The sequence below is a fragment of the Polynucleobacter sp. AP-Sving-400A-A2 genome, from assembly GCF_018688155.1.
Lineage (GTDB): Bacteria > Pseudomonadota > Gammaproteobacteria > Burkholderiales > Burkholderiaceae > Polynucleobacter.
On sequence record NZ_CP061312.1, the window covers coordinates 1,480,701 to 1,500,303 of the forward strand.

At 48.1% G+C, this 19,603-nt stretch carries 19 protein-coding genes; 3 read left to right on the forward strand and 16 right to left on the reverse strand.

The annotated features are described in order from the left end of the window. Positions 1–5: 5 nt before the first annotated feature. The 13 genes from era to C2758_RS07865 all read right to left on the reverse strand — a co-directional run bounded on the left by era (position 6) and on the right by C2758_RS07865 (position 12,343). Complete coding sequence (gene era / locus C2758_RS07805; RefSeq protein WP_251369291.1) at positions 6–899, reverse strand: GTPase Era; 894 nt, start codon at positions 897–899, stop codon at positions 6–8. A 44-nt stretch (positions 900–943) separates the two neighbouring features. Continuing rightward, positions 944–1,735 carry a ribonuclease III gene (gene rnc, locus C2758_RS07810; RefSeq protein ID WP_215327674.1) on the reverse strand — a complete coding sequence of 264 codons (792 nt, stop codon included), beginning with the start codon at positions 1,733–1,735 and terminating at the stop codon, positions 944–946. A gap of 4 nt (positions 1,736–1,739) precedes the next feature. Further along, positions 1,740–2,546 carry a signal peptidase I gene (gene lepB, locus C2758_RS07815; protein WP_215327675.1) on the reverse strand — a complete coding sequence of 269 codons (807 nt, stop codon included), beginning with the start codon at positions 2,544–2,546 and terminating at the stop codon, positions 1,740–1,742. Beyond that, complete coding sequence (gene lepA / locus C2758_RS07820; protein ID WP_215330204.1) at positions 2,546–4,351, reverse strand: translation elongation factor 4; 1,806 nt, start codon at positions 4,349–4,351, stop codon at positions 2,546–2,548. The genes lepB and lepA overlap by 1 nt, the downstream gene beginning before the upstream one ends. A 143-nt stretch (positions 4,352–4,494) precedes the next feature. Further along, on the reverse strand, positions 4,495–5,943 hold the full coding sequence (locus C2758_RS07825) for a DegQ family serine endoprotease (protein WP_215327676.1): 1,449 nt from the start codon (positions 5,941–5,943) through the stop codon (positions 4,495–4,497). A 71-nt stretch (positions 5,944–6,014) separates the two neighbouring features. Continuing rightward, on the reverse strand, positions 6,015–7,262 hold the full coding sequence (fabF, locus tag C2758_RS07830) for a beta-ketoacyl-ACP synthase II (protein WP_215327677.1): 1,248 nt from the start codon (positions 7,260–7,262) through the stop codon (positions 6,015–6,017). Positions 7,263–7,290: 28 nt separating this feature from the next. Further along, positions 7,291–7,530, reverse strand: coding sequence for an acyl carrier protein (gene acpP / locus C2758_RS07835; RefSeq protein WP_046330561.1), 240 nt, complete (start codon positions 7,528–7,530; stop codon positions 7,291–7,293). Between the two features lie 102 nt (positions 7,531–7,632). Then, entirely contained in the window at positions 7,633–8,376 is a 744-nt protein-coding gene (gene fabG / locus C2758_RS07840; RefSeq protein WP_215327678.1) for a 3-oxoacyl-ACP reductase FabG, read from the reverse strand. Positions 8,377–8,421: 45 nt separating this feature from the next. Continuing rightward, positions 8,422–9,357 (reverse strand): ACP S-malonyltransferase, encoded by a 936-nt coding sequence (fabD, locus tag C2758_RS07845; protein ID WP_215327679.1) that lies wholly within the window; start codon positions 9,355–9,357, stop codon positions 8,422–8,424. A 39-nt stretch (positions 9,358–9,396) separates the two neighbouring features. After that, complete coding sequence (locus C2758_RS07850; RefSeq protein WP_215327680.1) at positions 9,397–10,383, reverse strand: beta-ketoacyl-ACP synthase III; 987 nt, start codon at positions 10,381–10,383, stop codon at positions 9,397–9,399. Then, positions 10,380–11,396 (reverse strand): phosphate acyltransferase PlsX, encoded by a 1,017-nt coding sequence (gene plsX, locus C2758_RS07855; protein WP_215327681.1) that lies wholly within the window; start codon positions 11,394–11,396, stop codon positions 10,380–10,382. The genes C2758_RS07850 and plsX overlap by 4 nt, the downstream gene beginning before the upstream one ends. An 83-nt stretch (positions 11,397–11,479) precedes the next feature. After that, the gene (gene rpmF / locus C2758_RS07860) at positions 11,480–11,659 is read right to left on the reverse strand and encodes a 50S ribosomal protein L32 (protein ID WP_011902241.1); all 180 of its coding nucleotides are present in this window, start codon (positions 11,657–11,659) and stop codon (positions 11,480–11,482) included. 105 nt (positions 11,660–11,764) lie between these two features. Then, positions 11,765–12,343 carry a YceD family protein gene (locus C2758_RS07865; protein WP_215327682.1) on the reverse strand — a complete coding sequence of 193 codons (579 nt, stop codon included), beginning with the start codon at positions 12,341–12,343 and terminating at the stop codon, positions 11,765–11,767. A 43-nt stretch (positions 12,344–12,386) separates the two neighbouring features. On the opposite strand from C2758_RS07865, the gene C2758_RS07870 reads away from it, so the two are divergent. Together C2758_RS07870 and C2758_RS07875 are read left to right on the forward strand one after the other, a co-directional pair. Continuing rightward, positions 12,387–12,980 carry a Maf family nucleotide pyrophosphatase gene (locus C2758_RS07870; RefSeq protein ID WP_215327683.1) on the forward strand — a complete coding sequence of 198 codons (594 nt, stop codon included), beginning with the start codon at positions 12,387–12,389 and terminating at the stop codon, positions 12,978–12,980. Continuing rightward, the gene (locus C2758_RS07875) at positions 12,980–13,753 is read left to right on the forward strand and encodes an SAM-dependent methyltransferase (protein ID WP_215327684.1); all 774 of its coding nucleotides are present in this window, start codon (positions 12,980–12,982) and stop codon (positions 13,751–13,753) included. The genes C2758_RS07870 and C2758_RS07875 overlap by 1 nt, the downstream gene beginning before the upstream one ends. Before the next feature lie 31 nt (positions 13,754–13,784). Here the strand turns inward: C2758_RS07875 and C2758_RS07880 are convergent, their stop codons facing one another. From C2758_RS07880 to C2758_RS07890, 3 genes are read right to left on the reverse strand one after another with little or no spacing between them, the layout of a single operon-like run. Further along, on the reverse strand, positions 13,785–14,744 hold the full coding sequence (locus C2758_RS07880; RefSeq protein WP_215327685.1) for a S49 family peptidase: 960 nt from the start codon (positions 14,742–14,744) through the stop codon (positions 13,785–13,787). A 21-nt stretch (positions 14,745–14,765) separates the two neighbouring features. Then, on the reverse strand, positions 14,766–15,452 hold the full coding sequence (locus C2758_RS07885; protein WP_215327686.1) for an HAD-IIIA family hydrolase: 687 nt from the start codon (positions 15,450–15,452) through the stop codon (positions 14,766–14,768). Next, the gene (locus tag C2758_RS07890; RefSeq protein WP_215327687.1) at positions 15,445–16,464 is read right to left on the reverse strand and encodes an RluA family pseudouridine synthase; all 1,020 of its coding nucleotides are present in this window, start codon (positions 16,462–16,464) and stop codon (positions 15,445–15,447) included. Before C2758_RS07890 ends, C2758_RS07885 begins: the two co-directional genes overlap by 8 nt. A 460-nt stretch (positions 16,465–16,924) precedes the next feature. Here C2758_RS07890 and C2758_RS07895 point away from each other — a divergent pair, with 460 nt between their 5' ends. Further along, on the forward strand, positions 16,925–19,576 hold the full coding sequence (locus tag C2758_RS07895) for an Rne/Rng family ribonuclease (protein ID WP_215327688.1): 2,652 nt from the start codon (positions 16,925–16,927) through the stop codon (positions 19,574–19,576). The last annotated feature ends 27 nt before the right edge of the window (positions 19,577–19,603 follow it).

Below are 19,603 nucleotides of genomic sequence, written 5' to 3' on the forward strand. Positions count from 1 at the left end.
GCTACTTACTCTAGTCCCTGAGCCCGTAATTCAGCACGATCATCTGCCCAGCCACGTTTGACCTTAACCCAAGTCTCTAGGAAGACTTTGCCATCAAAGAGCTTTTCCATATCAATGCGTGCATCGGTGGAGATCTTCTTGAGTCGCTCGCCCTTGGCGCCAATAATCATCGCCTTATGGCTATCGCGATCAACCAAAATCGTTGCTGCGATACGGCGCATCTTGCCATCCATCTTGAACTGATCAATGACTACAGTGCTGGTATAAGGCAACTCCTCACCAGTGAAGCGGAAAACCTTCTCACGCAGGATCTCAGCAGCCAAGAAGCGCTCACTGCGATCGGTAATAGTGTCGCCATCGTAAACTGCGGGAGCTTCAGGTAAGTAACCCTCCAGTACGTCTAATAATCTTTCAATATCCCCTGGGCTCTTGGCGCTCATCGGGACGATTTCAGCAAACTCACACTTCTGATCTTCATGACCACCTAACTCATACCAAGGCTGGCTCATTTCTTTCATGAAATTAAGTAAGGCCTGATCACGCTCAGAGGGAGTCTGAAAGCGACTATTAAATAGATCTAATTTATTTAAAACAAGGACAACGGGTAAGTCAGTAGGCAGTAATTTCAAAACCTTCTTATCATCCTCGCCAAAATAGCCAGCTTCGACTACAAAGCAAGCCACATTCACATCTTGTAAAGCCGTTGTTACAGTACGATTTAGCGCCTTATTGAGAGTATTCATCAGACGAGTCTGAAAGCCCGGTGTATCGATAAAAATGAATTGAGCTTCTTCGCGATTCTGAACACCTAAAATACGATGGCGTGTAGTTTGTGCTTTACGCGAGGTAATGCTGATCTTCTGCCCAACCAAAGCATTCAAGAGAGTCGATTTGCCCATATTGGGACGGCCAACGATGGCAATGGTGCCACATCTAAACACGATTAGCCCTTCAGCTTAAGATTTAACTGCTCTTCAGTGGCCACTTTTTTTGCTGCCTTCTTTTTAGCCGACCGAGTCTTTTTGGGTTTACCCAGCGCCTGCGGCAAGGCCTTCAGTGCTGCGATGAGTGCTAGCTTTGCTGCTGCTTGCTCTGCTGCGCGTCGTGAGGCACCTTCACCTTTCACAGCAACCTTCAGGTTCGGTATTAAACATTCCACTTCAAACTGCTGATTGTGGGCTGCTCCAGAAGTACCTGTGACGTTATAGGTAGGCAGTGGTAACTGATAGCTTTGTAAACACTCCTGCAATAAAGTCTTATCGTCTTTACCTAAGGTTTTAGGGTCAACGTTGACTAGGATGATTGAGTAGAGTTTACGCAAACAGGTCTTGGCTGCATCAAACCCACCATCTAAAAATATTGCGCCTGTGACTGCCTCAAGCGTATCAGCCAGAATAGATGGGCGACGAAAACCACCGCTCTTTAATTCCCCTTCACCCAAGCGCAGGTAGTCTGATAGCGATAATGTTTGAGCAATCTCATAGAGCGCTTGCTGCTTGACTAAGTTCGCCCGCACGCGAGAAAGATCGCCTTCATCTAAATCTGAATAGCGCTCGTAAAGCATTTCAGCAACAACGCAATTGAGAATCGAGTCGCCTAGGAACTCAAGACGCTCATTATTTTTCTTGCTGTGACTACGGTGCGTTAGAGCTTGATTCAGCAGCTCTAGTTTTTTAAACGTGTAGCCTAGTTGCGCTTGCAGCGGTGCAGTTTCGATAGCGGCGCGGGCGTTCATGGTCTTATTCGAAGCCGCCAATACGGCCAAGATTTCCGAGATTTAGCCAAACAAAGAATGCCCTACCCACAATATTCTTATCCGGTATAAATCCCCAGTAACGAGAATCAGCACTGTTATCGCGGTTATCGCCCATAGCAAAGTAATGTCCTGCTGGAACAGTACAAGTGAGTCCAGCATTAATGTATTGGCAGTTTTCAAATCCAGGAAAACGCTCTGCAGGGAACATACCAGCAGGGCGATCAGGATCATTCAAAATCTCATGCTTGTTGCCACCTAAATCTGCGGGGAAGGATTCTGAAAACCGTTTGGCGTAACGCATGTTTTCTGGATCTAGGTAATTCTCACCACCACTGTATTGCAACGGCTGACCATTTACTGTTAAACGTTTGTCTTGATAAGTAATGGTGTCGCCTGGCAAAGCCACAACACGCTTGATGTAATCAATCGATTCATCACGAGGATAGCGAAATACCACGACATCACCACGTTTTGGGGAGCCTAGCTCGACGACCTTTTGATTAATCACTGGTAGACGAATGCCATAGGTAAATTTATTCACCAGAATAAAGTCACCAATCTGCAAGGTTGGAATCATTGAGCCCGAAGGAATTTTGAAAGGCTCCACAATAAATGAGCGCAATACAAAGACCGCACAAATTACTGGAAAGAACCCAGCCGTATATTCCAGCCACAATGGCATGCGATCGATACCTGCTTTACGTCTTTGCGGAGCAAAGTAATAGCGGTCAGCAATCCAAGCAACACCGGAGACTACTACCAAGATAAAGAGGATGAGGGCAAAGTTCATTAGTCGTCTACCTGCAAAATGGCTAAGAAGGCTTCCTGCGGAATCTCCACGTTACCTACCTGCTTCATGCGTTTCTTACCTTCTTTTTGCTTCTCTAATAATTTGCGCTTACGGGAAATGTCACCGCCGTAACATTTGGCTAATACGTTTTTGCGCAAGGCTTTGACGTTTTCGCGAGCAACAATGTTGCTACCAATTGCCGCCTGAATAGCCACATCAAACATTTGACGCGGAATAATGCCGCGCATCTTGGCAACCACTTCACGACCACGATGTTGGCTATTGCTGCGGTGAACGATCACCGACAGCGCATCAACTCGTTCGCCATTAATGAGGATGTCAACTTTAACTACATCGGCTGGACGATATTCCTTGAATTCATAATCCATTGATGCATAGCCACGAGAAATGGATTTCATTTTGTCAAAGAAATCCAAAACAATCTCCGCCATCGGCAACTCATAAGTAAGTTTCACTTGGCGACCAAGGTAATTCATATCCATCTGAATACCACGCTTACCAACGCACAGGGTAATAATCGCGCCCACATACTCTTGCGGCATATACAGATTGACTGTCACAATTGGCTCAAGAATCGTATTGATCTTGCTGGCCTCGGGCATCTTCGATGGATTATCGACCGATAAGATGCTTCCATCAGATTGCTCCACCTGATACACCACCGTTGGCGCAGTCGTGATGAGGTTCATGCCGTACTGGCGTTCTAAGCGCTCTTGTACGATCTCCATGTGGAGTAAGCCCAAGAAGCCGCAACGGAATCCAAAACCAAGCGCTTGTGATACCTCAGGCTCATACAAGAGCGAGGCATCATTTAACTGTAACTTCTCTAAAGATTCACGAAGTTGATCGTATTCACTCGACTCCACTGGGTAAAGCCCCGCAAAGACCTGAGGCTTAACCTCTTTAAAACCTGGAAGTGGTGCTGTGGCAGGAATGCGGCCTTGCTGCCCTGGTGTATGCGTGACCGTATCACCCACCTTAGCAGCTTTTAACTCTTTAATGCCAGCAATTACAAAGCCCACCTGACCAGCAGACAGCTCTGGGCGATCCACAGACTTTGGACTAAAGACACCAACATGCTCTACTAGATGACTCGAGCCATTGGACATCAAGGTAATTTTTTCTTTTGGCTTGAGGGTGCCGTTAACAACACGCACCAACATCACTACACCAACATAATTATCAAACCACGAATCAATAATCAATGCTTGCAATGGATCTGTCGCACTCCCTTTTGGCGGGGGTACGCGAGCAATCATTTCTTCAATGACATCCTGCACACCTAATCCCGTTTTAGCTGAACAGGTCACTGCTTCCGATGCATCGATACCAATGACATCTTCAATCTCTTGTTTAGCACGCTCAGGATCAGCCTGTGGCAAATCAATCTTATTGAGCACCGGCACCACTTCAACACCCAACTCTAGGGCCATGTAGCAATTAGCGACTGTTTGGGCTTCAACACCTTGACTGGCATCCACTACTAGTAATGCACCCTCGCATGCTGACAAGGAGCGACTAACCTCATAGGAGAAGTCAACGTGCCCTGGGGTATCAATCAAATTGATGTTGTAGGTTTTGCCGTCTTTGGACTTATAAGTCAGTGCAGCTGTCTGCGCTTTAATAGTAATCCCACGCTCACGCTCGATATCCATCGAATCCAGAACCTGGGCTTCCATTTCACGATCAGTAAGACCGCCACAGAGCTGAATAATGCGATCAGCAAGCGTTGATTTGCCGTGATCAATATGGGCGATGATAGAAAAATTGCGGATTAAATCCATAGCGTCTTGTGTAGTCTTCAAAAAACGCCTTGTCAGAACGCACCACGATGATGCGCTGCAAAAAGTCGTCTTGAGATGATTGTAATGGGTGGCGCCAAATTAGCGCCAAACCCCCTTATTTCATCCAAAAACAAGGTTTTGGCTTATTTTGGCTTTACCGGAATAATCAGAGTGCTATCAGCTCGGCGAACAAAGACCGGAACCGACTTATTAGCATCCAAACCCTTTACAAGACCCTCAAACTGCTTTACCCCAGTAATATCGGCATCGGCAATTCGGATAATGACATCCCCAGGGCGCACCCCTGAGCGCGCCAAGGGGCCATCCCCTAGACCGGTAACCTCAACACCGCCGCGAATATTGAGTTCCTTTTTCTTGCTATCGGAGGGCTCAGAAACTGCCACCCCAAGAAAATTGGCATTTCCACCAGATGAACCGGTGTTATCTGACTTTTTCACGGCAGCTTGACCTGCTTCGGTATCCACCACAGAGACCATCATGTCCTTAGTTGAGCCTTTACGCCAAACCTGGACGTTAGCGCTGGTTCCTGGCTTGGTTTCCCCAACGGCCCTTGGCAGATCAGTCGATTTACCAATGTCACGACCGTTAAAGCTCAGAATCACGTCTCCAGACTCAATGCCACCCGCCGCCGCTGGGCCGCCTGGCTCCACATTGCGAACATAGGCTCCACGCGGTTTACCCAGTCCCAAACTCTCTGCAATCTCCTTGGTCATCTCCCCCAGAGCAACACCGATGCGACCACGAGTCATTTTTCCATTAGTGCGCAGTTGCTCTGCAACACGCATCGCCTCATCTATTGGAATGGCAAAAGAGATGCCCATATATCCACCAGAGCGACTAAAGATTTGCGAGTTAATACCAATCACCTGTCCTGCGGTATTTAATAACGGTCCACCCGAGTTGCCAGGATTAACAGCGACGTCAGTCTGGATGAAGGGTAAGTAATCCCCGGTGTCACGGCTCTTGGCAGACACGATGCCAGCAGTCACGGTGTTTTCTAAGCCAAATGGGGATCCAATTGCCAATACCCACTCGCCCACCCTCACTCGAGAAGAGTCACCTAGTGGCAACTTAGGTAAATCACGTGCATCGATTTTGACAACCGCCATATCGGTTCTCTTATCCATACCCAATAATTTGGCTTTGAACTCGCGTTTGTCTGTCAAGGTGACGTAGATGGTATTTGCGCCCTCGACCACGTGAGCATTGGTCAAAATTAAGCCATTGGATTCAATAATGAAGCCAGAACCTACGCCGCGATCAGCCTCTTGAGGTTTGCCAGGATTAGGTTGCGCTTGCTTAGGTCCACCAGGCAATCCTGGAATAGGCACCCCAAAGAAACGACGGAAGAACTCGGCCTGATCATCAGGCATCCCCGGAATACCGCCCTGAGCTTGCTGCTGCATAACTTTTTCAGTAGTTCGAATATTCACCACCGCAGGACTAGCTCGCTCAACTAAGTCGGCAAAATCAGGAATAGAGACACGCGGGCTTTGGGCGCGGGCCTGGGGGATGAGCGCAATTTGCCCCAAGCTAAAGATAGCTAAGAGCGCAATTAAATACTTTTTCATAGTGCTATAGACCTGCTTGGTAAAAACCAATAATTGAAGAAATAAGAGAAGGGAACTGCCTAATAAGGATATTAGGTCAATTTGCCAAAAATCAAGGTACCGTTAGTACCCCCAAAGCCAAAGTTGTTTTTCACGGCATGGTCAATCTTCACATCCCGAGCAGTATTGGCGCAGTAGTCCAAATCGCACTCTGGATCCTGATTGAAGATGTTGATTGTTGGTGGAGACTTCTGGTTATGTAGCGCCAGAATCGTAAATACAGATTCCAAACCGCCAGCACCACCTAAAAGGTGGCCGGTCATCGATTTAGTAGAGTTGATCAGCGTCTTCTTAGCATGATCGCCAAGGGCAGCTTTAATTGCACCGGTTTCATTCTTATCACCTAAAGGTGTAGAGGTACCGTGTGCATTGATGTATTGAATTTGATCTGGATTTAAACCGGCATCGCGCATGGCGTTGACCATACAGCGACGTGGACCATCCATATTTGGGGCAGTCATGTGATACGCATCACCACTCATACCAAAGCCCAAGAGCTCACAGTAAATTTTTGCACCACGCGCTTTAGCATGCTCGTACTCTTCGAGCACGACAACACCAGCGCCCTCACCTAGAACAAAACCATCACGGTCTCTGTCCCATGGGCGTGAAGCAGTTGCAGGATCATCGTTGCGAGTGGATAGTGCACGAGCTGAAGCAAAGCCACCAACGCCCAATGCAGAGATAGTGGATTCAGCTCCACCAGCAACCATCACATCAGCATCGCCATACTGAATCAAACGTGCGGCCAATCCAATGCTGTGTAAGCCAGTAGTACAAGCTGTCACTGCAGCCACGTTTGGACCTTTAAGGCCAAACAAGATACTGAGATGACCAGAAATCATATTAATGATTGAGCCTGGCACAAAAAATGGGGAGATGCGACGAGGACCACGAGCTAACAACTCAGCGCCAGTCTCTTCAATCATCGGCAAACCGCCAATGCCTGAACCAACCATAACGCCCACACGCTCCGCATTCTCTTCGGTTATCTGTAAACCACTGTCGCGAATCGCTTGTGTACCAGCTGCGATACCGAAATGGATAAAGGTATCCATGTGGCGCGCCTCTTTGGCAGAAACATATTCTTCGACATTGAAATCTTTCACCTCGCCAGCGAAGTGCACGCTGAGCGGAGTGTGGTCAAACTTCGTGATGGTGGCAATGCCTGATTTGCCCGCGAGCAAATTAGACCAAGCTACATCAACCGAGTTACCAACTGGTGAAATCAGGCCTAAACCGGTAACCACAACCCGGCGGCGGCCATTTGATGCTGACACAGTAATAGCTTTTGACTAAGCTAGGGAATTAACCCTGAGCTTTTGACTGAGCAAAATCGATAGCAAGCTGAACAGTAGTAATTTTCTCAGCTTCTTCATCCGGAATTTCAATCCCGAACTCATCTTCCAAAGCCATTACCAATTCAACAGTGTCAAGAGAGTCTGCGCCTAAGTCATTCACAAAAGAAGATTCATTCTTGATCTCTGCTTCTGCGACGCCCAATTGCTCAGCGACGATCTTCTTAACGCGTTGTTCGATGTTATCCATTAATTCCCCCAAGGGTTGTAAAAAAACGATGAAAAGGATTTTATCAGCTTGGCAGGCTAAATTAGTAAATCCGCCAAAAAATGATCAATTCCTGCTTTGTTATTAGGCTAAATAGAGTCCGCCATTGACATGCAAGGTATTTCCAGTGATATATCCGGCCGCTGGAGAGGCTAAAAACGCCACTGCTTGGGCTACATCTTCTGGGCTACCCAGACGCGCCAAAGGAATATTCGCTTTTAGGGCATTTTGCTGCTCTTCACTCAAAGCACGGGTCATATCTGTGTCAATAAAGCCAGGAGCCACACAATTGACAGTGATATTGCGGCTACCGATTTCGCGAGCTAAGGCGCGGGTCATGCCTGAAACACCGGATTTAGCAGCAGCGTAATTAGCTTGCCCAGGGTTGCCCATATGGCCAACAATCGAAGTGATATTAATAATGCGGCCAGCGCGCGCTTTCATCATGGGGCGCATTACAGCTTGCGATAAACGGAAAACTGCGCTTAAGTTGGTATCGATCACATCGGTCCACTCATCTGTTTTCATGCGCATCGCTAGGTTATCGCGAGTGATGCCTGCGTTATTGACCAAAATACTGATACCGCCAAAATCTTTGACAATCAAATCAATAATGTCTTCGCAAGCCTTAGGATCAGTCACATTCAATACCTCGCCACGACCACCGCTCGCTTGTAAACGGGTGTTGATTGCTTTGGCGCCATCCTCAGACGTAGCGGTACCAATTACCCTGGCACCACATTTCACCAACTCATCCGCAATGGCTTGGCCAATACCGCGCGATGCGCCGGTCACTAATGCAATTTGTCCGCTTAAGTCGAGATTCATATTTGTCTTCCGTTGTTTCTTTGTTATTTCTTTGTTGTTTCTTTTTTACTTTACCGCAGCCAATGCCTCATTGAGACTGACTTCATCAAAGATAGGCAGTCCAGTGACATTCTCATTAATACGCTTTGTTAATCCAGCCAATACCTTACCGGGACCGCACTCCACTACTTGATTAATTCCCTGCTGTGCCATCGCATTAATAGTCTCTTGCCAACGCACAGGCTTGGCAGCTTGACGCACTAAGGCGTCCTTGATGGCTGCAGGATCATTCAATACATTGACATCCACGTTGTTGACTACGGAGATAGTCGGAACCTTAAATTCAATACCAGCCAAGTAGCCTTTGAGTTTTTCAGAGGCAGGCTGCAATAATGATGAATGAAATGGCGCTGACACTGGCAATGGCAGAGCACGTTTTGCGCCAGCCGCCTTAAGCAATTCACAGGCTTTAGTTACCGCATCACTGCCGCCGGCAATGACGACTTGCCCTGGAGCATTGAAGTTCACAGCCTCCACTACACCACCTGAGGCTGCAGCAGCCTCAGCACAAACCGTCTTCACAATCGCATCATCTAAACCCAAGATAGCGGCCATACCACCAGTACCTACTGGCACTGCTGTCTGCATCGCCTCAGCACGAAAACGAACCAAAGGCACAGCATCTTTAAAATCAATGACGCCTGCAGCAACCAAAGCAGAGTACTCACCCAAGCTATGACCAGCCATCATCTGAGGAACGGCGCCACCAGAGGCTAACCAAGCGCGATAAAACGCAATCGCTGCAGTCAACATCACAGGTTGCGTATTAGTCGTTAGAGACAATGCCTCAGCGGAGCCTTCAGCAATGAGTTTTGCAACATCTTCACCTAAGGCTTCTGAAGCTTCCTGCAAAGTCGCACGGACTTCAGGGCGATCAGCAATAGTGTTGAGCATCCCAACAGATTGGGAACCTTGGCCAGGGAATACAAATGCAAATGTCATAGGAATAATCGCTGAATAATGGTTATTGATATTTTTGCTTTAGTACTTAATAACTGCTGCGCCCCAAGCAAAGCCACCGCCCACACCCTCTAGTAAAAGATGTTGGCCACGTTGAATTTGACCAGAGCGCACGCCGACATCGAGCGCAAGCGGGATAGAGGCAGCAGAAGTATTGCCGTGCTCATGGACGGTCACAATGACCTTATCCATTGACATACCCATCTTGCGAGCCGTGCTCTCCATAATGCGAATATTGGCTTGATGCGGAACCAACCAATCAATTTGCTCTGGTTTGAGGTTGGCTTTTTCTAAAGCTTCATGAGCGACTTGCTCAAGTACTTTGACAGCCAACTTAAACACTGCAGGGCCATCCATGGTTAAGTAAGCGGTTCCCTCTACACCACCCTGCTTAGCGCGCCCTGGCACACACAGGATATCGCGTTGACTGCCATCCGCATGCAAGGCCGTAGCCAAAATGCCTGGCTCGGTAGAAGCTTCTAATACAACTGCGCCAGCACCATCGCCAAATAAAACAGAAGTGGTGCGATCCTGAAAATCCAAAATGCGGGAGAAAGTTTCTGCGCCGAGAACTAATACTTTTTTGTAAGTGCCCGTACGAATAAATGCATCCGCAATTGCGAGAGCATAAGTAAAGCCTGCACAGACTGCCTGGACATCGAATGCTGCGCAATTGGTATGAGCGCCCAACTTGTCTTGCACTACACAAGCCGTACTGGGGAAACCGCCCAAATGATCTGGTGTCGATGTCGCCAAAATAATTAAATCAAGATCTTCAGAAGTACAGCCAGCCGCCTCTAATGCCGCTTGGGCTGCCTTGACTGCTAGGTCACTCGTGAGTTGGTTTTCTGCAGCAAAGTGACGAGCAGAAATTCCACTTCTAGTCACAATCCATTCATCGCTAGTTTCAAGACCAATCTTCGCTAAACGCTCAACTAAGTCTTGATTGCTCAAACGCTGTTCCGGAAGATAACTTCCAGTTCCGGCTATTCGTGAATAAGTACTCATGATTGCTTTGTCTCCGCCGCAAAAGCTTGAGCGATCCGCTCTACCATGCGATTTTTTGCTGCTTCATATGCGCGCTCAAGCGCAAAACTAAATGCAAAACGATCCGCTGAACCGTGGCTCTTAATCACGCAACCACGTAAACCCAATAATACCGCCCCGTTATAGCGGCGATGATCCACACGCTTGCGAACACGTAATAAGGGCACCATGGCACAGATCGCCATGAGTTTAGTCAGCCATGAGCGATTAAATTCTTGTTTAATTAGACCACTCATCATCTTTGCCAAGCCTTCACTGGCCTTCAGGACAACGTTACCCACAAAACCATCGCACACCACGATATCCGTAGTGCCTTTAAAAATGTCATTACCTTCTACGTTGCCATAAAAGTTGAGGTTTGTTTGGCGTAGCAACTCACTCGTCTGCTTCACTACTTCATTACCTTTAATGACTTCCTCACCAATATTCAAAAGACCGATGGAGGGATTTTGTTTGCCGTCGACAACTTGAACCATCACGTTAGCCATTTGTGCAAATTGCACCAAATGCATAGGCTCGCAGTCTGCGTTAGCACCAAGATCCAACATCGTAGTACCGCGCCCTTTTTCATTCGGGATCGCAGTAGCAATTGCAGGACGGTCCACACCGTCCAGCGTTTTGAGGATATAGCGGGATATGGCCATCAAGGCGCCAGTATTACCAGAGGAAATGATCGCGTCAGCCAGACCATCTTTAACCTGCTCGATGGCAACCCGCATGGAAGAATCTTTTTTACGACGCAATGCCACCTCAATGGGGTCATCCATCAGGACGACTTCACTAGCAGAAATGATTTGGATGCGTTCCACCAGCGCTTTGGGAAATTGACTCAAGGCTTGCTCGAGTGCCTCCGAATTGCCAACTAAAACAATCTTTACATCAGTATGTTTTTCGAGAAAATCACAACAAGCGGGAACAGTAACGACTATCCCGTGATCTCCGCCCATGGCATCGATAGCAAGTGTGACGCTCATAAAATCAGGTATTGCTGCAAGTGGTTTTTTTAAAGAAAAAAGCGGCTTTTATTGGAGCCGCTTCTATCTTTTAGACTAAAGAACTAGTCGTTTTTTGTTTTAACAACTTTACGGCCACGGTAGTAGCCGTTTGGTGAAATGTGGTGGCGCAAATGAGCCTCACCAGTTGTGGCTTCAACAGCCGTAGCAGGTGCGGTCAAAAAGTCGTGCGCACGGTGCATGCCACGTTTGGATGGTGATTTTTTATTCTGTTGGACGGCCATATTGAACTCCTAAGCAAGGCGACATTCTAGCATGTAAATTGAGATAAATGCCTGATTTGTTGATAAAACGGATTTGGAATACCGCTCCCAATAAATGGGATCAAATCAATTTTTCTTCATATTTTTCAATATGTTAAAGGGGTTCTGAGGCTTGTCGGAGGCATCCAAAGCTTCGCCAACCTCGCCAAATGACGAGGTATGGGGCTGGCAAGCACCCTCTGGATGCTTTGGAATTAAGGGCATGGAAAGGAGGATTTCATCCTCAATTAGCCCTAGAAGGTCAAAGTGCTGGCTTGCTACCAAAGGCTCTTGTTGATCATCCTCCATAGGAAAGGCGTCAGCTTCCTCCTCGGTGGCCACCATGACAAATCGACTCTCTTGAACCAAATCCAGTCCGCAATCCTGCAAACAGCTCTGACAAACTAGGTGAATACGGCCTTTTACAGCCAATTTCAGAATTTGCCGGGGCTCAGAACCAGGAGAATCTGCAAAATGGGTCTTTAATTCCCAATGAAAGCCATCGCCCTGCTCAATACTAGAGGCCTCTTCAGTCAGCCTAGGCAGGGCTGAAATCTCTAAAAATCCTGTCCCTTTATAGGACTGAGGGGCGCAAAAGTCGATCCGACTCAAAGCCTTGGGATCGGCGGATAGCTCAACTTGAGGTAAAACTTGATTACGATTCATGACATCAGTCTAAATGAAGGCTTTAGCGAAAGTACGAGTAGCGATGAGTAATTCTGCAAAAAAACTAATTCTGGCATCCACCTCGGTCTACCGTCGGGAGCTCTTAGAGCGCCTGCGTATTCCCTTTGATGTCATCTCTCCCCAGGTGGATGAAACCCCCCTCCCAGGAGAAGACACTGTAAATTTAGCCTTGCGCTTAGCCAAGGCGAAAGCTGCGGCAGTTGCGAAAGATCACCCCGAGGCATGGGTCATTGGCTCGGATCAAGTAGCCGATCTGTGTGGAGCTGCTATTGGTAAACCAGGAAACTTTGAGCGCGCTATGGCGCAACTACAACTCATGCGCGGTGCTACTGTGACTTTTCAAACGGCGCTCTGTCTGATGCATGGCGATGTCGAAACAACAATCAATATTCCTACGGAAGTGACCTTTCGAAAACTATCGGATGATGCTCTAGAGGCATACCTCCATGCCGAAGAGCCCTACGACTGTGCTGGTAGCGCCAAGTCTGAAGGCCTCGGAATCTCACTCTTGGAGTCCATCAAAAGCGATGATCCCACTGCATTAATTGGCTTGCCATTGATCGCACTGAGTAGCTTATTGCGTGAAGCGGGCTTTGTTATTCCAGGTAAAAAATAATGAGTTCAACACTAGGCACCCTCTTTTTAATTCCCAATACTTTGGGTGATGATGCTCGCGTGGAGCAATTGCCTTGGGTTTTACCAAGCGAAACTATTTCCCACACTGCCAAGCTCACCCACTGGATTGTGGAGGATGCAAAAACTGCCCGTGCTTTTTTAAAAGCAGTCGATAGCGTTTCACCCTTAGCTTGCACTATTCAAGAAATGCAGATGAGTGAGTGGCGTGGCGTTGCACGCAATGCTAAGTATGGTGACGCTGTTAAACCGATGGATTTACTCCAGCCCCTCATTGCCGGCAAAGACATGGGGCTTATGTCAGAGGCTGGCGTTCCGGGGGTGGCGGATCCTGGTGCAGAACTCGTACTGGCAGCGCATAAGCTGGGTGCCAAAGTGAAGCCTTTGGTCGGCCCAAGCTCTATTCTGCTGGGCCTGATGGCCAGTGGTTTAAATGGTCAACGCTTTACGTTTCAGGGTTATGTTCCACATGATGCTCAAGATCGCACTGCGCGACTGAAACAGTTGGAAGTGGAATCTAGAAAATTACATCAGACTCAAATTTGGATTGAGACACCGTATCGCAATACTGCGATGCTGATGGCATGCCTGAATACGCTGTCACCGCAATCCATGCTTTGCATGGGAATGGATCTGAGCTTGCCAACTGAGATGATCACTACGCTATCAATTGCAGATTGGCGCAAGCGCTTTCCAAATGAGGCTGCCTGCGCTTCATTACAAAATAGGCCAGCAGTATTTCTATTGCTGGCCTAGGTGCTTTTGTTACCTAATTAATCTATCGTTTTTACTTTAGATCAGGGGTCTTAATTAAAGCCTTACCTGCTGCAGCGCCAACTTCAGCGCCGAAACGTTTAGCAACACGCTCAGCAAAATTCTCTTTCATGGTGTAGTCCAGAATATCTGGCGCCTTGAAGACATCGCGTGCCACGGTCTCTACCGTTCCATAACCATCCACTAAACCAATTTTGATTGCTTGCTCGCCATTCCAAACGCGGCCCGAAAACATCTCCGGGGTTTCTTTTAGACGATCGCCACGACCTGCTTTGACTACCGCAATAAATTGTTGATGAATCTCATCAATCATCGTTTTAATCATTTCTACTTGCTGTGGATTTTCTTTGGAGAATGGATCCATCATGCCCTTATTGGAGCCAGCCGTGATCATGCGACGAGTCACGCCCAACTTATCCATCAGGCCAGTAAAACCAAAGCCTTCCATGATCACGCCAATAGATCCAACTAAGCTCGCCTTGTCCACCAAAATTTGGTCGCCTGCAACAGCTACGTAGTAACCGCCTGAAGCACAGATATCCTCCACTACGACATAAAACGGCTTACCTGGATAGAGTTTGCGTAAGCGATGAATCTCATCATTCATCATGCCAGCCTGAACTGGAGAACCGCCTGGACTATTGATACGCAAGACTACCCCTGCACTATTATCATTTTCAAAAGCGGCAGTCAGTGATGAGTTGATATCTAATGCATTAGCCATCGAACTCGAAGAAATCTCCCCTTCCAGCGTGACTAAGGCGGTATGTTTTTCCGTACCCATACCGCGCCCTGGCAGATGAAAATCAAATACCGCCAGTATTACGCCGACAAAGACCAGAAGGGTGAGGATACGAAACACTGCTTTCCAGCGACGCGCCTTGCGAGTCTCTTTTAAATTCTCTAGCAATAAATGCTCAAGGGCTTGACGCTCCCAATTTTGATTCGCATTCTCAGATTGATTTTGATCCATCTTTTTAATCCTTTTTACTAACTAGTTTTTAACAGTGAGATTCTGACTGAGCCAAGTTGCCAACTGCGCGACATCATCCACATGCATCAGTGATGGTGCTTCTTTTAAAGTACTCGGAGGATGCGCGCCATACGTAACCGCCACCGCATCAACTCCTGCATTAGCTGCCATATCTAAATCATGGGTGGTATCACCAATCATCAGCATACGGCGCATGGGTACTTGCATCACATCCGAGAGCTCTAAGAGCATTCCGGGATGGGGCTTCGAGAAAGATTCATCCGCAGTACGGGTCTCATGAAACATCTGCTCTAGCTGATGATGTTTTAAAGATCGATCCAGTCCAACGCGAGACTTTCCAGTGGCAACACCTAATAGATAACCATCCTCGCGTAGGCTTTGGAGTAATTCACGAATACCTGGAAATAAATCGAGTTCGTGATCTTTAGCCAGATAGTGAAATCGAAAGCGCTCCGTTAAATTAGGGAAATGCGCTGGCTCAATCCAAGGCACCGCTCTTCTGAGTGAATCCTGAATACCCAAACCAATGACCGAACTAGCCAAAGTGTCATCGGGCTCTTTGAAACCTAAATCACGGCAAGCTTGCTGAATACAGTCGACGATTGTCGGCGTGGAATCCATGATGGTTCCATCCCAATCCCAGACGATCAGGTCGTAACGTCTATCGGGCTTTTGCTCTTCAGACATTGTTAGGCACTTCAAAAGTTTTTATCATCGCGGTAAATTCAGTGGGTAGTGGTGATTCGATACGCATTTTCTCGCCAGTACGTGGATGAGTAAAGCCTGCTAAGTGGGCGTGCAAATATAGGCGCTTGGACTTCACAATCTTGTCTTGATCTTCAAAGCCATATTTATCGTCACCCAAAATCGAGTGGCCTAGTTTTTGTAAGTGGACTCGAATCTGGTGAGTGCGTCCGGTTTTCAGTTGAGCCTCGGCTAGGGTGATTGCCACCTCTCCACGTTTCATTACTTTAGTGACGCGCAATGCGGTATGACTTGGCAGACCATCTGGGTCAACACGAACGCGACGCTCGCCATTGGCTAATAGGTATTTATGTAATGCAAACTTAAGCTGCATCGTGCCTGCGCCCTGAGCAATTTCCCCATGGGCCAGCAAGTAATAACGTTTATCTGTTTGCCTTTCGCGAATTTGACGATGCAGTTCCACCAAAGCGCTCCGCTTTTTAGCCAGAAGCAGTACGCCTGATGTATCTCGGTCCAAACGGTGAACCAATTCCAAGAATTTGAGTTCGGGGCGGGTAATGCGCAGGGTCTCAATCACGCCCAGGGCGATTCCTGAACCTCCATGAACTGCCAAACCTGCTGGTTTATTTACTATTAATAGAGCTTCATCCTCGAACAAAATGGGCATTTTGTCGGAATACCCCTGCGCCCGGGACTTTGTTTGAGCGGTATTGACGGCCGCCATTTGGGCAGGCTCAGCAAGACGAACTGGCGGGACTCTGATGACATCCCCCTCAATTAAGCGCGTAGTCGGCTCAGCCCTTTTCTTATTCACCCGCACCTCGCCGGAGCGAATAATCCGATAAACGTGGCTTTTGGGAACCCCTTTTGCCCAACGTAGTAGATAGTTATCTAGGCGCTGGCCAGCCTCTTCTGGACCAATAGTCTGAAGATGAACAGCGGCTGGGGCACTGGTTTTGACCTGTAAGGGCTTGGAAATAGGTTCGGATTTCATGATTTATCTCTCTTGCCACCCCGACGGGGGTCGACAAGGGACTTAACGATACCCCATTGTCCTTCAACTTGTGCCGTATAATCAACGCTCTAGCCAATTTATTGGCCCGAGACAGACCTGATTCAGGTTTAGATCGTGGAGCTTGGAGTCGCCCTTAATAGACTCCCGGGGTTGCCCCTCCCCCGTTGTAATGAGGCGCAGGGTTGGTGTGCCGTATGCCGCGACCCGCGATTAGAAGACAGTTTTCAGGCGCGCGCCTGCATTGATGACCTAAAGGAGGTCTCTGCGGCGATCGTCAAGTGTGGCACCGGTTAAACAACGTTAAACCTGGTGTACCAGGCAGTAAATGCCTGGATTTGTTTGATCCACACTACAAAGCCGCCAATGGGCTATGCCCCAAGCGGTACCTAACTTGTCCCTAACGCAGCGCGCAACGACGCACTCCCAATAGGAGAGTGTTATGAAACGCATGTTATTTAATGCAACTCAACAAGAAGAGTTGCGAGTTGCCATCGTCGATGGTCAAAAACTCATCGATATCGATATCGAAGCTGCCGGTCGTGAACAACGTAAAGGCAATATTTACAAAGGTGTTATTACTCGCATTGAGCCTTCGCTCGAAGCTTGCTTTGTAAATTACGGCGAAGAACGCCATGGCTTCCTGCCATTTAAAGAAGTGGCCCGCACCTACTTTAAAGAAGGTATTGATGTCCGTAATGCCTCTATTAAAGATGCCTTACGCGAAGGCCAAGAAATTATTGTTCAAGTAGAAAAAGAAGAGCGTGGCCAAAAAGGTGCTGCCCTGACCTCTTTCGTCTCCTTGGCAGGTCGCTATTTGGTATTGATGCCAAACAACCCACGTGGAGGCGGTGTTTCTCGTCGTATTGAAGGCGAAGACCGTCAAGAACTCCGTGAGGCGATGTCTCAATTAGAAGTACCGGATGGCATGAGCATCATTGCTCGTACCGCAGGTATTGGCCGCGATGCTACTGAATTGCAATGGGATTTAAGTTATCTCATGCAGTTATGGACAGCGATTGACGAAGCCGCTAAAGGCAATTCAGCACCACTATTGATCTATCTCGAATCGAGCTTAGTGATTCGTGCGATTCGTGATTATTTCCAGCCAGATATTGGTGAGATCCTCATCGATACCGATGACATCTACGAACAAGCTGCGGCATTTATGTCAGTAGTGATGCCAGATAACCTGCCAAGAGTGAAGCGTTACCAGGACGATGTTCCATTGTTCTCCCGCTTCCAAATTGAGCACCAAATTGAAACTGCATACTCACGTACCGTGCCATTGCCCTCGGGCGGCGCGATTGTGATTGACCATACCGAAGCTCTGGTTTCAGTTGACGTCAACTCTGCACGTGCAACCCGCGGCTCTGACATTGAAGAGACCGCTACTCGCACCAACTTAGAAGCTGCCGATGAAATCGCCCGTCAAGCGCGTTTACGTGACCTGGGTGGTTTGATCGTGATCGACTTCATTGATATGGAATCTAGCAAGGCGCAGAAAGATGTTGAGAATCGTCTTCGCGATGCTTTGCGTCATGACCGTGCCCGCGTTCAGATGGGCAAGATCTCCAAGTTTGGTTTGATGGAGATGTCACGCCAGCGTTTACGCCCCGCACTCTCTGAGGGTAGCCATGTAACCTGCCCACGTTGTAACGGCACAGGCCATATCCGCGATACCGAATCTTCTGCTTTGCAAGTCTTGCGCATCATCCAAGAAGAAGCAATGAAAGAAAACACTGCCGCCATTCATACGCAAGTTCCAGTCGAAGTGGCTGCATTCTTGCTGAATGAGAAGCGTGCTGAAGTCATCAAGATTGAGTCACGTTTTAAAGTGAACGTCTTGATGATTCCGAATAAGCATTTAGAAACACCACATTACAAGCTTGAGCGTTTACGTCACGATGATCCACGTCTTGACGATCAAAAGGCCAGTTACGTGATGGCTGAAGAAGCTGCGCGTGAACTTGAAACGGATACAGCTGTAAGCCGTAAAGATGCTGACGTTAAAGTTCGCCCTGAAGCTGCTGTCAAAGGTATTACGCCAAATGCACCAGCTCCAGTAAGTCAGCCACGTCCTGCACGCACTGAAAAGGCGGCTGCAGAAACTGCTAGCACTGGTGGATTCTTCGGATTCATTAAGGGTCTATTCTCATCAGCGCCTAAATCAGAAGCGCAGCCTACTCCTAGCGCACCACGTGGTCGCAATCCAAACAACCGTAATGGCGATCGCAATCGCAATCGTGGTCGTCGTGGTGAGCGTAACGATCGCGCTGAGCGTCCAGCCGAAGGTGCAGCAAGCACTGAAGGTGCAAATGCGCCACGCGAGGCAGGCTCAGGTAGAGGCCGTCAAGACGGTCGTAACCGTAACGGAAATAACGGTAATCGCAACCAGAACAATCAAAATGCAAAGCCAGAAAATCAAGCTGCGGTAACTCCAGCTACGGAAGCTGCTCCTGGAACTGACATCACTCCTAACGCAGATGGCGAGGAGCGTCGTGGTCGTGGCCGCAACCGTCGTGGTCGTGGTCGTGGTCAACGTGGCGAGCGCACTGAGTCCAATGGCGATGCAGCAATTGCTTCAGTTGTTGCAGTAGCAACTTCATTCTCGGGTCCTCCAGTAGGTATGGCGGGAGCGTCTGCTTCAATGCCGATTCAGAACCTTGCCCAAAGCTTTGGACATACGACTGCGCCTGTAGCTTCTAACGAAGTGAAAGAGCGTGCACCGCGTGCGCCTAGAGAACCAAGAGAGCAACGTGCACCACGTCAAAGTAATCGCACAGAGAATGCTGCTCCAGCATCTACTCCAGTAGCTGCACCAGCTCCAGCAATGGAAGTGATTGCTAAACCGATGCCTGAGCTACCTAAGGTTGCCTTCCAGGCACTTGAAGAGACTCCATTGCACAGCGTAGTTCAGTCTGCCGGTATGGTCTGGGTTGCAACGGACTCCAGTAAGCATCAAGAAGCACAATCACAAATCAAAGCAGAGCCAGAAATTTTGCCAACAGGCAGAACTCCTAAAGCACCTGTTAGCTTGCAAAATGGTCCAATGGTTTTAGTTGAAACCGGCGGCCAAGAAAAAACGGTTTAATCCAATTTCTCCAGACTGCTATTTATC

Bases quoted from the DNA above. Each gene is read 5' to 3' on its own strand.
- era (WP_251369291.1), bottom strand. From the start codon at position 899: ATGGGCAAATCGACTCTCTTGAATGCTTTGGTTGGGCAGAAGATCAGC.
- rnc (WP_215327674.1), bottom strand. From the start codon at position 1,735: ATGAACGCCCGCGCCGCTATCGAAACTGCACCGCTGCAAGCGCAACTA.
- lepB (WP_215327675.1), bottom strand. From the start codon at position 2,546: ATGAACTTTGCCCTCATCCTCTTTATCTTGGTAGTAGTCTCCGGTGTT.
- lepA (WP_215330204.1), bottom strand. From the start codon at position 4,351: ATGGATTTAATCCGCAATTTTTCTATCATCGCCCATATTGATCACGGC.
- C2758_RS07825 (WP_215327676.1), bottom strand. From the start codon at position 5,943: ATGAAAAAGTATTTAATTGCGCTCTTAGCTATCTTTAGCTTGGGGCAA.
- acpP (WP_046330561.1), bottom strand. From the start codon at position 7,530: ATGGATAACATCGAACAACGCGTTAAGAAGATCGTCGCTGAGCAATTG.
- fabG (WP_215327678.1), bottom strand. From the start codon at position 8,376: ATGAATCTCGACTTAAGCGGACAAATTGCATTAGTGACCGGCGCATCG.
- fabD (WP_215327679.1), bottom strand. From the start codon at position 9,357: ATGACATTTGCATTTGTATTCCCTGGCCAAGGTTCCCAATCTGTTGGG.
- C2758_RS07850 (WP_215327680.1), bottom strand. From the start codon at position 10,383: ATGAGTACTTATTCACGAATAGCCGGAACTGGAAGTTATCTTCCGGAA.
- plsX (WP_215327681.1), bottom strand. From the start codon at position 11,396: ATGAGCGTCACACTTGCTATCGATGCCATGGGCGGAGATCACGGGATA.
- rpmF (WP_011902241.1), bottom strand. From the start codon at position 11,659: ATGGCCGTCCAACAGAATAAAAAATCACCATCCAAACGTGGCATGCAC.
- C2758_RS07865 (WP_215327682.1), bottom strand. From the start codon at position 12,343: ATGAATCGTAATCAAGTTTTACCTCAAGTTGAGCTATCCGCCGATCCC.
- C2758_RS07870 (WP_215327683.1), top strand. From the start codon at position 12,387: ATGAGTAATTCTGCAAAAAAACTAATTCTGGCATCCACCTCGGTCTAC.
- C2758_RS07875 (WP_215327684.1), top strand. From the start codon at position 12,980: ATGAGTTCAACACTAGGCACCCTCTTTTTAATTCCCAATACTTTGGGT.
- C2758_RS07880 (WP_215327685.1), bottom strand. From the start codon at position 14,744: ATGGATCAAAATCAATCTGAGAATGCGAATCAAAATTGGGAGCGTCAA.
- C2758_RS07885 (WP_215327686.1), bottom strand. From the start codon at position 15,452: ATGTCTGAAGAGCAAAAGCCCGATAGACGTTACGACCTGATCGTCTGG.
- C2758_RS07890 (WP_215327687.1), bottom strand. From the start codon at position 16,464: ATGAAATCCGAACCTATTTCCAAGCCCTTACAGGTCAAAACCAGTGCC.
- C2758_RS07895 (WP_215327688.1), top strand. From the start codon at position 16,925: ATGAAACGCATGTTATTTAATGCAACTCAACAAGAAGAGTTGCGAGTT.